The 14,069-nt window shown below is 47.5% G+C and carries 9 protein-coding genes; 5 read left to right on the forward strand and 4 right to left on the reverse strand.

Features of this window, described 5'->3' with window-relative positions:
• The first annotated feature begins 246 nt into the window (after positions 1-246).
• Entirely contained in the window at positions 247-2,046 is a 1,800-nt protein-coding gene (locus GVN20_RS14625; RefSeq protein WP_166559044.1) for a hypothetical protein, read from the forward strand.
• 373 nt (positions 2,047-2,419) lie between these two features.
• On the opposite strand, the gene GVN20_RS14630 is transcribed toward GVN20_RS14625, so the two are convergent.
• Positions 2,420-3,787 (reverse strand): HAMP domain-containing sensor histidine kinase, encoded by a 1,368-nt coding sequence (locus GVN20_RS14630; protein WP_166559045.1) that lies wholly within the window; start codon positions 3,785-3,787, stop codon positions 2,420-2,422.
• Positions 3,784-4,461 carry a response regulator transcription factor gene (locus tag GVN20_RS14635; protein WP_114065893.1) on the reverse strand — a complete coding sequence of 226 codons (678 nt, stop codon included), beginning with the start codon at positions 4,459-4,461 and terminating at the stop codon, positions 3,784-3,786. The genes GVN20_RS14630 and GVN20_RS14635 overlap by 4 nt, the downstream gene beginning before the upstream one ends.
• A 174-nt stretch (positions 4,462-4,635) precedes the next feature.
• Here GVN20_RS14635 and GVN20_RS14640 point away from each other — a divergent pair, with 174 nt between their 5' ends.
• Genes GVN20_RS14640 through GVN20_RS14655 form a run of 4 tightly spaced genes read left to right on the forward strand, consistent with a single transcriptional unit; the run spans position 4,636 to position 10,961 of the window.
• Entirely contained in the window at positions 4,636-6,015 is a 1,380-nt protein-coding gene (locus tag GVN20_RS14640) for a TolC family protein (RefSeq protein ID WP_166559046.1), read from the forward strand.
• A gap of 25 nt (positions 6,016-6,040) precedes the next feature.
• Positions 6,041-9,244 (forward strand): efflux RND transporter permease subunit, encoded by a 3,204-nt coding sequence (locus GVN20_RS14645; protein ID WP_166559047.1) that lies wholly within the window; start codon positions 6,041-6,043, stop codon positions 9,242-9,244.
• Positions 9,241-10,338: an efflux RND transporter periplasmic adaptor subunit gene (locus tag GVN20_RS14650; RefSeq protein ID WP_166559048.1), complete on the forward strand. Its 1,098-nt coding sequence runs from the start codon at positions 9,241-9,243 to the stop codon at positions 10,336-10,338. Before GVN20_RS14645 ends, GVN20_RS14650 begins: the two co-directional genes overlap by 4 nt.
• 20 nt (positions 10,339-10,358) lie before the next feature.
• Positions 10,359-10,961: a hypothetical protein gene (locus tag GVN20_RS14655; RefSeq protein WP_166559049.1), complete on the forward strand. Its 603-nt coding sequence runs from the start codon at positions 10,359-10,361 to the stop codon at positions 10,959-10,961.
• A 67-nt stretch (positions 10,962-11,028) separates the two neighbouring features.
• Here GVN20_RS14655 and GVN20_RS14660 read toward each other — a convergent pair whose 3' ends face one another.
• Together GVN20_RS14660 and GVN20_RS14665 are read right to left on the reverse strand one after the other, a co-directional pair.
• Positions 11,029-12,450, reverse strand: a complete 1,422-nt coding sequence (locus GVN20_RS14660) for a hypothetical protein (RefSeq protein WP_166559050.1) — start codon at positions 12,448-12,450, stop codon at positions 11,029-11,031.
• Between the two features lie 372 nt (positions 12,451-12,822).
• Positions 12,823-14,067: a VCBS repeat-containing protein gene (locus GVN20_RS14665; protein ID WP_166559051.1), complete on the reverse strand. Its 1,245-nt coding sequence runs from the start codon at positions 14,065-14,067 to the stop codon at positions 12,823-12,825.
• Positions 14,068-14,069 lie beyond the last annotated feature (2 nt).

Genomic DNA, 14,069 nt, shown 5'->3' on the forward strand with positions numbered 1-14,069 from the left:
CCTAATTGAAGACTAAATGCACGTTATTTTATTGCATAAATACAAAGGATTAAAAAATTGACAATCTGAATGTTATGGCCTAATTATTAGGCCGTAAATAAGTATATATGCATAATTAATTTAAACTTCACAAAGAGACGATAAATTACAGATAATCAATCTTTTATGCTCTTCGCGCCACTGCAACTTTTCACGAATAAATTTGCTTAATTACTTGCCCACACTTCCCTAATTTAAACTGACTGAATGGTGCACTATGGAATAGGTTGGTTTGTTGATGAATGGCCATTCATCTATTATTCAATCGGATTTGTTTTACTCATTGTTTTGGGACTTGCCTCGGGCCTTGTGCCTGATTATACCGCTAAAATGTCCGCAAAAAGTCATTTTGGACTGCTCGTGGTGATGATTATATTTCTCCGGATTCCGAGTATTGGGTTCAATGAAGAACTCAACCCCGACGAAAGCCAGATGATGGCGCAGGCCATTACGCTAAGGCAAAAACCCATATTCTGGGCGTCGGTAGATGGCACTACTTCTGGCCCGCTCAACAGTTATGCGCTTTTGTTACCCGCCGTTTTGGGTCTTCCCCTCGATTATACGGCGGCCCGCATCACCGCATTGGCATTGATTTTAGTTGCTTTTTACTTCTTTTATCGCAGTCTACAACGGATGTCTACGCCAATCGTCACTCGTTTGACCGCCCTGGCGGTTGCCGTCTTCTTTGGTTGGACAACTTGGTCTGATTTTCTGCATTACAGCAGTGAACTGGCTGCCCTGCCCTTATTGACGGCTTGCTTCTACATTGCTTGTCGGTGGATGAGTGGCGCAAAACGCTCACCGATTGACTTATACCTGATGGGTTTTATGGCGGGGTTGATTCCGTTTTGCAAGTTGCAGGCTTTGCCAGTTATTGCGGGTCCGTTGTTGGTTCTTGCTTTTTTTCTGCTTCGAGCCCAGCGACCCAACTACGGGGCACTTTTTATGTTGATGGGCGGCGGAGCGAGCAGTATCGGTATCATTCTTATGGTATGCGCCCACTATGGCGTATTAGATGACTTTTATACCTACTATTTGCTGGCAAATTTGATTGGTTATGAAGAATTAAACCAATATTCAACGATGTTGCCCCATACACTTTGGGAGAGGTTCATTGCCCTGCCAACCTATCTGGGGCATCATCTTGATATTCTTGCGCTCTTCGCTTTGATTGTGCCGTTGTTGTTGCTGCGGTTTTTGAAGGTCAATCCTTTTGTCAATAAAACGGGAGGCTATCAATGGATTGTGGTCATGGTGGCGGTTACGTTGGGGCTGTCTCTTTTTGCGGTTTTTAAACCCGAAACGCAATTTAGTCATTACCTGCTTTTTGCCGTTTTTCCTCTGGGCTGGATGCTCGGCGTTTGTCTTTCGCCGTTGCTAAAAGAGAACGGTTCTCCTGAAAACAGGTGGCCAACTTGGGTGTTTATGGCGACGATATTCTTCTTTATTTTTCTACGGTTTACTCTGTACGGCTATTTCAGTACCTACAGTGTGGCTTTAGTGACCTTTCCGCCAATGAGTAACAATGACGTGGGAAGAGGGGCTTCGGTAGCCTTCAAGATTAATCCTTACCTCGCGGTTTTTCCGCGTTATGCCCGTTTGCAACAATCAGCCGTTGCCGTATGGATTCAACAAGCTACTAAACCGACAGATTGCATTGCCGTGTGGGGCTGGAACTGCCGTTTATACGTTGAAAGTCAAAGGCGGCAGGGAACGGCAGAAACGCATTCGCAACGTAGTATTATGAAGAACTCGTTTCAGGCGGTGTACCTTGAAAAATACATTCGGAATCTTCAAGAAAACCAACCCGCTTTATTCTTGGATGCGGTAGGACCTAACAATTTGATGTTTACGCTAAAATCGCAGCGGCATGAATCTTACCTAGTATTGAATCGTATGGTAGCAAGAGACTATTCTTTCGTCAAGGAAATTGACAGTATTCGAATTTATCAACGAAAAGACCTCATTCGTCAAGCACCTACTCAGGTATCGTTGTCGAGGCATTGAAAGTGCCATGCCTGCTTCCAAAAAAGCAGCCGTTTTCTAAAAATTCAAAATTGCGAGTCGTATTTTGAGCGATAAATTCACCCGCCAAAAGGTTAATTTCGCAGGCAAATAGGTAGGTTTCACCGGTGAATAGGTAGGATTCACGGCTTTTAGGGATAAAAATGAATAAAAGTTTATGTTACTTTGCTACCGTAGTCTAAAGAGTTCAGCAACCAGTGTGTTCCTGTATTCTATAGTCAACTCAATGTTATGAAAGATAAAGTGAGCCGTGAAAGCGGTTTTTGAAGATTTATTCAAGTAGGGTAAAGTTGTTGCATGACCCGTTCTCTTTGAGAGCGGGTCATGTTTTTTTTTGACACCACTACCAAGCATCTTATATTGAAATGGCTGGCAAACGGACCGAAACGGTGGTGCCTTCTGTGGGGATAGATTGAATATTTAGCACACCCCGATGAATGGTAACGATTTTTTCGGCCAACGTCAGGCCCAGCCCAAAGCCTTTTATCGTTCCTACATTCTCGGCCCGCATCATGGGCAAAAATACCTCTGAAAGTCGGGCGTTGGGAATGCCGATTCCTTGGTCAATAATATCAATTATGACCCAGAATGGTTGGCAGGTGATCACTGCTTGTACGGGCTTAAAATCAGAGTATTTACAGGCGTTGTCAATAATATTTATCAAAGCCGTGCGCAGCAAGCTATTGTTGCCGACCACCTTAATGCGCGGGCTGTTTTCGATAAATACTTCGGTCAATTGCAAATCAATTTGTTGATGGGGGTACTTTTCCTGAAAATAGCCCACGGTGTCCAAAATCGTATCTACCAAATTGACATCTTCCATGAGTCGATTAGGGTTTAGCCCTTCTACCTCCGTCAGGTGCAGGAGCGAATTGGCCAACTCAATGGCGTCTTCCAGCCGATGCAGCGCTTTTTCCATGCTCTCGCGGGTGGCTTCGGGGGTTTGGTCGTAGGCGAGGCCCGTTTCCAACATTCCCTTTACGACCGTCAGCGGCGTTCGGATTTCGTGGGAAGCATACCCAATAAAATGCTCATGGCTGACGGCCAATTTTTGTAGCCGACTCAACAGTTGATTGAATGAGCCCGCCAAGTAACTTGCTTCGTCGGGTTCGGCTTTATAAGATAGACGAAATGAAAAATCGTTGACGGTAGCGGTATTTATCTGACTGATTAAGCGGTCAAACGGCTGCATGGCCCGCCGCGCAAACAAAAAGCCTGCTAATATAATTACCGCCAATGATAAAATGTTGCCGCCCAAAAGGATGGCAAATAAGTTAGTGCTGGTCTGGTGCCCGTTGAGGTCATAAGCCGTTACGACGACCACATAATTTCGGTTTTGGTAATTGAAAGACAGCGCTACGCCTTCTTTGGGGGAGGGCCATTCGGGCGTTTTGTAGGTAAAATACATCTCTTTACGGCGCGCTTCCCGGAGCAGGTCTTTGGTTGGTACATAGTCGTGCGGACCTGTGGAGGAATAAATGAGATTGTTTTCAACGTCAAAAATCATTTCTTTTTGCTCGGGCAAAATGAGAAAGCTGAACCGGTGAAATTCACTGCGATTCAGAAAATAGGTTTGGGCCGAGAGCGCACGGCGTTGCAGCCGGGTACGCATCATCGAACGGCGGTACGATTCGTAGGCTTCAAAAATAAATAAAGAAAACAGCACGAGTATCGTGGCTACCAATAACCCAAACGCAATCGTCACTTTTTCTTTGATGCTCATGGCTCAGCCCCAATCATGTATCCAACCCCAAAAACGGTATGAACGAGTTTTGGCTCTACGGTGTCTATTTTTCGACGCAAGTAATTGATGTACACGTCTACTACGTTGGTGTTGGTATTAAAATGTACATCCCACACATTTTCCTGAATGCTCACTCGACTCACTACGCGCCCCTGATTCACCAACAGGTACTCCAGCAGGGCGTACTCCCGGGCGGTCAGAGTAATGCGCTGACCTGCCCGCCAAACCTGATGCGATTGCGTGTCTAGTTCCAAGTCCAGCAGGGTCAGGCGTTTGGGTAATAGCGGGCGGGAAGAATGCCGCCTTGCAAGGGCTTTTAGTCTGAATACCAGTTCTTTGAAAGCAAAAGGTTTGGTGAGATAATCATCGGCTCCCGATTCAAACCCCAGTACTTTGTTGTCAAGACTCCCCAGCGCCGTTAATAATATCACGGGAATGGCGGGCCAGTTTTGTTTGATAAATCGGCACAAATCATACCCATTTAGGCCTGGAATATTTACATCCAGCACCACCACATCATAGCTGTGCTCATTGACCAAACTGCGCCCTATGATTCCGTCGTAAGCCATCGAAACGGGAATGCCCTCCGACTGTAAACCCTTCTGAATGAACTGTGCCAGTTCAACGTCATCTTCTACCAATAATACATTCATAACACCCTAAAAACACTTTTGAATGGCTAATTCTACCACTAAAGTAACCATTAAACGGCTTGAAATTGGTTTCTAATCAAATTCTAATAAATCACTAATGAGTCTTTAATGAGCGTGGTGGTTATTTTGAAGGGTGAAACGACACCTCCACCCATTTCTTAATTTATTGCACAAATGATGTTTTTTGCCCGTCGTAATTTTGCATTGGTTGCCTTGATTTTAGTGAGTCATACGGGTTTGTTTTCGCAGGTATTGACGATGGAAAGGGCCATTGAAGCAACCTTTTCCCATTATCCGACGCTGGCAGCGCAACGCTCGGCGTTGGAGGCGATTCGGGCAAACGCCCGGGTGGTGCGCGACAACCGCTTGCCCAACGTTCGTCTTCACGACCAGATTGATGTCGGAACGGCCAACGGCCATTCGGGTTCGTATTTTTCGCTGGGGTTAATTGTGCCTACTTCGGGCGGACGACGGACGGAAAACCGAATGGATTTGGCTTCGGGCAATATTGCGCTGGCCTCTATGGACTGGGAAGTGTATAATTTCGGGCGTTTTAAGGCCGAAGACCAGCTTGCCCGCACCGATATTGCCGTTGGAGAATCTGCGCTAGAACGTGAAAAATTTGGGCTGCGCCAAGTCGTCATTACGACCTATTTGGACTTGCTTCGGCTGCATCAACTTTTGAAAATTGAGCAGGGAAACATCGCCCGCGTGGATACCGTTCGTCGAATCACCGTTAACTTGGTGCGTAACGGTATCAAACCCGGGCTTGATTCGTCGCTGGTTTCGGTGCAGTTTTCTAAGGCTAAACTCGGCTATTGGCAGGTGTTGGAAGATTATCGGCAGGCTGCCAATCAGCTCGCCACGCTCACGGGGCGCCCTGTTGAGCAAATGCAAATCGATACCACTTTTCAGTCGGCATCGGTGGGTTTATCTCCCCTTTATTCGGAGCCTACCAACGACCACCCCTTGCTGAAATACCGTGATTATTTGGCGAAATACCGCTCGGCAGAAATTGACGTGATTCGTAAAGCTGCCCTGCCGAGGGTGTCGCTGCTGACGGCGACTTGGGCGCGGGGTTCTAGCATTAACGTTGAAAATAACTACGGACCTTTGGGCAACGGGCTGCTTTATAGCCGAACCAACGTACTGGTCGGGGCGGCAATGACCGTCAACTTGACGGATTTTCGTCGTTCTTCCCATCGTATTCAATTGCAACAGTTTCGGGTAAAAGAAGCGACCAATCAACTGGCGGTGGAGCAACTGCAACTTAAAAATACCCTCAATGCTTCGGAGGCGATGCTTTCTGTTTTACAACTCGAACTAAAGGAATTGCCCCTTTCATTGCAGTCGGCTACGGCGGCTTACAACCAACGGCTTTCGCGTTATAACAATGGGTTGGAAAATATTTTGGGGTTAACGGATGCCCTGCAACTGCTTACCTCGGTGGAGAAAGACGTAGTAACTACCCAAAGCCGCGTTCTTCGGGTGCAACTCCAAAAAGCCTCCGCCACCAATAATTTCGAGGCATTTTTCGCCCTTTTTCGTCGGTAGTATCCCTTAACCACCCATTGTATTTATGTCGCTCTTGTCCACATCGTTAAAACGTCCGCTTTCGGCTTTGGTGCTGATTGGTGGGCTTGTCGTGTTCTCAATTTTATCGGCTACGAAGATTCCGATTGATATATTTCCCCGGCTAAATTCCCCCGTTATTTATGTCATTGAGCCTTACGGCGGGATGTCGCCCGCGCAGATGGAAGGCTTTTTTGCGACCAGAATGCAGGATCAATTTCTGTACATTTCGGGTGTCAAAGAAATTCAGAGCCGCAGCGTGCAGGGGCTTACCATCGTAAAACTGGCTTTTTATGAAGGGTCCGACATGGCGCAGGCCGCTGCCGAAGTGGCGATTCAGGTCAACCGGGCCATGAAATTTTTTCCGCCGGGGGCGTTACCGCCGCAAGTGGTGCGCTACGATGCCTCCTCGGTACCCATCGGTGACTTAGTTTTTAGTAGCAAAACGCGGGCTCTCAAGGAGATTCACGAATTGGCCGTTACGCGTATTCGACCGCTGTTTTCGACCATTCCGGGCCTGACGGCCCCGCCGCCGATTGGAACCAACTCGCGGACTGTTGTGATTAATCTTGACCCCGACAAAATCAGGAGCCTGAACGTATCGCCCGATGAAGTGGTCGAGGCTTTAGCGGCCAATAACGTCATGACGCCCTCGGGGAATATTCGCGTTGAAAACCGGACCTACATTACCACCCTCAATTCCCTCGAAGAAAAAGTCGAAGATTTTAATCAGATTTCCATCAATACCAAGGGCCATCGCACCATTTTTCTGCGTGATTTGGCGACGGTCTCCGACGGTTCTGACGTAACGGCGGGCTACGCCTTGGTCAACGGCAACCGTTCTTCTTATATTCCAGTCGTCAAAACGGCCGACGCTTCAACTTGGGACGTGGTGACGCGACTGAAGGCGAAATTGCCCGAAATGCGTAGCCTCCTTCCAGATGACATTGAGGTTTCGTACGAGTTTGACCAATCCGTTTTTGTGATTAACGCGGTCAAGAGCCTGATTTTTGAAGGGGCCCTCGGAGCTATTTTAACGGGCCTGATGGTGTTGCTTTTTTTGGGCGATTGGCGTAGCTCTTTGATTGTGATCATCACGATTCCGGTCTCCATTATTGCGGCGGTACTACTGCTGAATTTAGCGGGACAAACCATCAATATCATGACTTTGTCGGGGCTGTCGTTGGCCATCGGTATACTGGTGGACCAAGCCACGGTGACCATTGAAAATATTCACCAACATTTGGAGATGGGGAAACCCAAAAAACTGGCCGTGTACGATGCCTGTCGGGAGGTTGCCTTGCCGCTTTTGCTGATTTTATTGTGTATTCTGGCCGTTTTTGCTCCATCCTTTTTGATGTCAGGCGTACCGAAAGCCATGTTTCTGCCGCTTTCGCTTTCCATTGGATTTGCCATGACGGTCTCTTATTTTTTGGCCCAAAGTCTGGTGCCAATTCTGGCCAATCACCTCATGAAAAGCCACCCTCATGTTGCCGAACACAAAGTGAATATAAAACAAAAGACGTCATATTTTGAATGGATGCGCGATGGATTTGTGCAGCAAACTAGGCGATTGATGCGGCGAAATAGGTTGATTGTCAGTGTTTATCTTTTGGTGATTTTCATTTTGGCGGGCGTTGGATTTGTCTACATCGGTAAAGACATCTTACCCCAGATTAATTCTGGTCAGATGGTAATTCGGATGAAAACCCCCGACGGAACCCGCCTCGAGCGCACCGAAGAAAAGGTAAAAGAACTGCTAAATTTGGTGGATGAAGTGGCCGAAGGAAATCTGGCCGTTTCGTCGGCTTACGTGGGTGTGGTACCTACAAACTACGCCACTACCAACCTGTACGTCAGCACGAGCGGCTCCAACGATGCGGTGATTAAAGTAGCGTTGGCAAAAGAATACCACGCCAATATGCAGGATTTTAAAGAACGCTTGCGTGAGGCAGTAATAGAACAAATGCCTGGCATCACGCTTTCTTTTGAGCCCGCCGACCTGACCGAAAAACTCATGAGTCAGGGTGCGTACACGCCCATCGAAGTGCAGGTGGCTGGTCGGGACATGGCCCAAATAGAAAGCTATGCCAATCAACTCGTGGGCGGTTTGGCGGAGGTGCCTTTTTTGCGGGATGTGCGCATCATTCAGCCCCTCAAGTTTCCCGTCATCAATATCAAACTCGACCGCCAAAAACTTGCCATGATGGGACTCAACATTCAGCAGGTAGCCCGGTCTATCACGGCGTCAACGTCTTCGAGTCGATTTACCGAAAAAAATCAGTGGCTTGATCAAAAATCGGCCTACACGTACCAAGTGCAGGTTCAGATTCCTGAATATGCCATGCGGAGCTTGCCCCAATTGCAGGAAATTCCGTTGGTGGCGGGTCAGGTACGCCCAGTGCTGTCGGATGTGGCAACGTTTTCGATGGATACCCTGCCTGGAGAATACGCTCGTACAGGACCGCGACGGTTTGTGACGGTTTCGGCCAATATTCACCACACCGATTTGGGGGCCGCAACCACGGCCGTCGAGAAGGTAGTGGCAGGCATGGGCGAAACGCCCAAGGGCCTTGTTACGCAAATCAAGGGGATGTCGTCGTTGTTGGTCGAAACCCTCGACAGTTTGCAGGTGGGGTTGGCCATTGCGGTGTTGGTCATTTTTCTGCTTTTAGCCGCCAACTATCAATCGTTTAAGCTATCATTTGTGGTGCTGTCCACCATTCCAGCGGTGATTGTCGGGGCCATTGGCTTGCTGTTGCTGACGGGTAGTACGCTCAATTTACAATCTTACATGGGGATTATTATGTCGGTCGGGATTTCGGTTGCCAATGCCATTTTGATTGTGACCAATGCCGAGCAGCTTCGGTGGGAGTACCGCGACGCCCGCAAAGCCGCCGTCGAAAGTGTAGGTATTCGCCTGCGCCCAGTGTTGATGACAAGTTTTGCCATGATTGCGGGCATGGTACCAATGGCCCTTGGTACGGGCGACGCGGGCGAGCAGGTGGCTCCGTTGGGGCGGGCCGTGATTGGGGGCTTGATTGCGTCAACTATTGCGGCTTTGTACATCGTTCCGCAGGTATATGCTTGGTTGCAGGGGAGTGCCGACTTCCAAAACCCCTCCCTTTTGCCCGAAGAGGAGCCCGTCACGCACCCCATTTTTGAAGAAGAATCCCTTGAAATCCATCATTTAGTTCATAAAGAAATATGAAAACAATCGTATTCAGCGGTCTTCTGGCCGCGCTGGTCGTTTCGGTCACCCTGACGAGCTGTTCTTCTTCGGAGACGGCCGAAAAGAAGACCACAAAATTCCAAGCTGACCGACCCAAATTCCAAATTGGCAAAGCCGTTCCGCAAAAAGTGGGGCAGACGTTTCGACTTCCGGGCGAATTTAAGGCTTTTCAGGAGGTAAATATTTATCCCAAGGCCGACGGATTTGTGGAGCAGGTGTTGGTTGACCGGGGTTCTTTTGTGAAAAAAGGCCAAATACTCATGGTCTTGGATTCGCCCGAATCAGAAGAGCGGCTGGCGGTAGCCCGCTCCAATGCCCTGAAAGCCAATGCGCTACTGGTGGCGAGCCGGGAGCATTACCGCCGCCTGAGGGCCAGCAGCAGAGTGCCAGGGTCGGTCTCGGCGTTGGATTTGGAAACGGCCAACGCCCGCATGATGGCCGACAGCGCGTCGATGCTGGGTGAGGAAGCCAACTTTCGGGCACTGACCAAAATCAAATCTTACTTGACAGTTCGAGCGCCGTTTGATGGCGTGATTACGGAACGAAATGTTCATCCTGGTGCACTGGTCGGGGCGGGCGCTAAAATGGAGCGTCCGATGATGGTGTTACAACAACAAAATCACCTTCGACTCGTGCTAGATATTCCCGAAAATTATAGCACAACGCTAAAGCACGGAAAAACGGTTTCGTTTACGGTTGGTGCGTTGCCTGGCCAGGTATTTAAGGGAAAAATTACGCGTCGATCGGGCAACATGAACGAGCAATTTCGCTCCGAAACCGTCGAAATAGACATTACAAATGCCGCTGGAAAGTTTAAGCCGGGCATGTTTGCCGAAGTAATTCTGGACGCAGAAGGCACCACTGGTGCGTTGGCGGTGCCGCTTACGTCGGTGGTGGCTTCTACGGAGCGGCAGTACGTGATTCGTGTGATTGATGGCCGGGCGCAGTACGTCGATGTGCGGCGCGGTCAGCAATCAGGAGATTTGACGGAAGTGTTCGGCAACTTGCGGGCCAATGACCAAATTGTCATCAATGCCCGCGAAGACTTGAAAGAAGGAACGGAAATTCAATAGTTATACGAGGCTGTAAACGGATGAAAGCGATTTTGATGGGGGCGTGTTTGTGGGTGTTTATGGCCAAAACCCAAGCTCAAAAGGGAGCCGATAAACCTAAAAATGGGGTCTATCTAACGGTGGATGATTATATTCATCATCGTTTGGTCCACGAATTTACTAATAAAGGGGAAGGGTTTGAATTGCGGACACCCCGCATGAACCGCATTAAAATCAAAACCCCCGATTCTACTTATCTGTACGATTTAGCTACAGTGTTTGGGTACCGTCAAGCAGGTCGTGATTGGTGCTATCGGAGCGGGGAATTGGTGGAAGTTATTGGTTATAAGTCGCTTGGCTTACTGAGTTATGAAGGCTTATGGCTGTATCGCCGCCGCGACTGGTCGGAACTAAGCCCTAATTATACCTACTTTTTTAGTAAGCATCCAACGGGAGAACTGAGTTGGTTGAGTCGAAAAAAAGTTAAAGAAGCCTACAAAAAAGATGCAGAATTTATGAGCTTACTCAATCAAGTGCGTTGGGGCAGAATTCTGGATACTTCTACCAAGACTGGTCGGCCTCTATTGCTAGATATTTACGCAACAGCGCACCAACTTCACTTTAGTCTGAAAGACAAAGAATAACTTAAATCGTATAATAAACCAGCGGAGATACACTCCCCGCCAATGATATATAGCACCAAGAAACTCACTAATTTGGCTTTGTAGCTGGTTTAGGAGTGGTGGTAGAAAAGAAACTGTTTGGTACGGCGGCTTTCCATAGTTCAAGGTATTTATCATGCCCCAATTTACCTCTAAAATGCCCTTTACCTCCATCGTCTCGCCATGGGCCTTGGGTGTTGGGGTTGCTTAAGTCAATTCCTAGACTCGTATTGGGTAGTGTATTTAAAACCTGCTGTATTTTGTCATTGACAACAGCGGTGTTTTGATTTAAAAAGTCAACGCCTTCTTTGCTTAATTTAAATGCTAGTTGCGAATGATTTGCCTGAACCGTTCGGGTATGGTTGATAACAAAAACGAAATTTTCGTAAAGAGTAGTTAAAAAGTTGGGGCCCACATCATTACCTCCGTGTTCAGCTAGCACCGCTCTTAATCCTGTTAGGGGTATGTACTTGTAGAAAGCAGCCTCAACGGGGCGGTAAGGCATCCAAAATTTGTCTTGCCCGCCAAACCAGTCAAAACCAAACAGCTCCCTTTTAATATTTTTCATGTTCATCCAAACATTGGAGCCTCCGTAGGCAGTCATGTACAGCAAAACTGGGACATTCAGGCGTTTGGCAAGCGTGTCACCAAAGCGCCCCCACATCCAACTGTGAACCCCAAAAGGGCCGATGTTGGATGAAGTAATGGGTTGAAAAACGACTGGAAGGGCATCCAGATCTTGCAATTTTCCGGGTTCATTAGGGATTGAAGGATTACGCAGTACCGCTACCGTGCGTACTCTGGGGTCGGAAGCAGGCTCATCGTAGGAGGGGTCGCCAGCCAGAAAACTGTGCCCCCAAAGTAACAAAACCTCACCAACGCCCACCCGTTCCACCATACGAGTGGTGCCATAAATCGGCGTTGCCCCGTTACTTGAAGGAATATACCGCATGATTGTTTTGACTTCCAATCGGTAATCTCCGCCCGTAATCCAAAGACTGTCGGCGTATTTACCGTTGTTTGCTTGAAACAAATCACTTTGAGCAATTCCGCCCTGAACAGGTATCAGATTTACTTCTACGGCAGCGGCGCTACTGTCGCAGGTACCTGCAATTCGTAATACCGCTTGATTGGAGTTGTTTCGTTGAATAATCTGATTTGGTCTCGGGAAGTCAACTTCAATTTGTCGGCCTACAATAATGCCCAAATAGAAACTCGAACCCGTTGCGGCGGTTGCAAAACCGGGTGATAATAAAATATACTTAGCGGCCGAATCAGCCTTGGAGGGAGGCTGCACAAGCTGGCTGTTTCTTGTAATATTACCAGAAATAGAAGTGGAAGCTCCTGTCCTCAGATTTTGGGTTTTAGGGAGGGAATCTGCTTTTGGAAAAAGCGGATTGGGGGATTGGGAAAAACTTAAACTATAAAAAAATACAAAAGTAATCAGTAAAAGTAGACTTCTTTTTCTCATTTCGCGCGGCACGTTTAGTCGTTAAATACTTGATTTTTAGTTGATTTTGATTTTTTGTCAATATGTTTTTGCATTAAAATTGATTTAATAAATAAAAAAAATATCTATGGTATTTGACCATAGATAACCCATATAGCAAGTATAAATACTTTACGTGTCCAAAGGTAATCTTAAAGATTTAGAATTGAAAAATATCTTGAAGTAGGCAATTTTTTTTAGAAGAAAAAATATACTAATTGGTGATTTTTGATGGGGCTTTTTGAGGTAAAAAAGCAAGATAAGGGCACTTTAGCCGTATGTTTTATTTTATTTTTTTTTCTCTTTTGGAGAGAATGGTAACGTGCCGTTAAGGCACGTTACCAGAAGAAAGCATCATTTTTGTAAGTTATTTTCAAACAGAAATACCCCGTTTTTATTGGCAATGATGATGTCGGGTTTACGGTCTTTGTTCATATCCTGTACCGTAATATTTAAGCCTGCCCCCGAATCGTCGTCAATGACGTGCTCCGTCCAGTAGGGCTTTTTGCCTGGCGTCAGGTCAAACCACAGGAGATAGGCGGCATCTGCGTCGCCAGGGTCGCGGCCGTGGTGGGCCAAAAACCGCTTGCCAGTGATGTATTCTTTACGGCCGTCACCGTTCAAATCTGCCATGATTGATGAGTGGGTTTGGGCGGTGGTGGTGCTCATTACGTGCGTGGTGAAGTTGATTTTGTCTTCTTTATCGGTAATCTGCTGGTGCCACCAAATTCCTAAAGCGTGGGCTGAGGCGCTAATGACATCGTTTTTGCCGTCACCATCTACATCCACAACCTGCATGTGTGAGCAGGGTTGTCCCAAATCGGCGGGATGAAATTTCCAGTTTCCAGCGGTTTTATCGGGAGTTCCTTCAAACCAACCTTCACGAATGACCACGTCGTTTAGACCGTCTTTGTTGACGTCTCCGTACCCAATTCCGTGCGAAAAAATCTCAGTTCCGGGCACATTCTCTGCGCTTAGGTTGTAGCGTTTCCATTCCGTATCACCGCGTTTTACGGGGGCTTTCAACCAGATAATCTGTTTTTTGGCTTTGTCGCCGCAAAGAATATCAAGTCGACCGTCGCCGTCCATGTCAATAAATCCTGGTGATTCGTTGGCGATACCAACCGAATCGGCAATGATGTGTTTTTGCCAGACGCCCGGTTTATTGCGCGGGTTTTCAAACCAGAAGGCGGGTTTTCCCGGAAAATCAATGATGACAACATCATCCCAACCGTCCAAGTTAACATCCATACCCATGTTCAAAAACGAGTTGCTGTATTCTTTTCTAGGATTAAATACCCTTGAAAACATTCCAAAACCTACCGTCGATGCAGAGGCTTCGGCGGTTGAAGCGTTGGTGATTTCGGCGGGGGCCATTTGGTGTTTTATCCAAGAAGGAGCTTCAAACCAGTAATAACCCGCAACGATGTCCAATTTTCCGTCTTTGTTGAGGTCGGCTACGGCTACGCCTTCCGAGATAAAATCCCCCGTCAATTTTGTTTTCTTGAAGCCGGAAGAGAGTGTGCTGGTTACGGGTTGGCTGAACGCAATCCCGCAAATCAGGGTCGAAAGGACGAGAATCAGATGTTTAGTCTTCATTG

This window comes from Runella sp. CRIBMP (assembly GCF_009905605.1).
Classification (GTDB): domain Bacteria; phylum Bacteroidota; class Bacteroidia; order Cytophagales; family Spirosomataceae; genus Runella.

Coding starts and splice junctions, on each gene's coding strand:
- GVN20_RS14625 (WP_166559044.1), top strand. CDS start 247: ATGGTGCACTATGGAATAGGTTGGTTTGTTGATGAATGGCCATTCATC.
- GVN20_RS14630 (WP_166559045.1), bottom strand. CDS start 3,787: ATGAGCATCAAAGAAAAAGTGACGATTGCGTTTGGGTTATTGGTAGCC.
- GVN20_RS14635 (WP_114065893.1), bottom strand. CDS start 4,461: ATGAATGTATTATTGGTAGAAGATGACGTTGAACTGGCACAGTTCATT.
- GVN20_RS14640 (WP_166559046.1), top strand. CDS start 4,636: ATGATGTTTTTTGCCCGTCGTAATTTTGCATTGGTTGCCTTGATTTTA.
- GVN20_RS14645 (WP_166559047.1), top strand. CDS start 6,041: ATGTCGCTCTTGTCCACATCGTTAAAACGTCCGCTTTCGGCTTTGGTG.
- GVN20_RS14650 (WP_166559048.1), top strand. CDS start 9,241: ATGAAAACAATCGTATTCAGCGGTCTTCTGGCCGCGCTGGTCGTTTCG.
- GVN20_RS14655 (WP_166559049.1), top strand. CDS start 10,359: ATGAAAGCGATTTTGATGGGGGCGTGTTTGTGGGTGTTTATGGCCAAA.
- GVN20_RS14660 (WP_166559050.1), bottom strand. CDS start 12,450: ATGAGAAAAAGAAGTCTACTTTTACTGATTACTTTTGTATTTTTTTAT.
- GVN20_RS14665 (WP_166559051.1), bottom strand. CDS start 14,067: ATGAAGACTAAACATCTGATTCTCGTCCTTTCGACCCTGATTTGCGGG.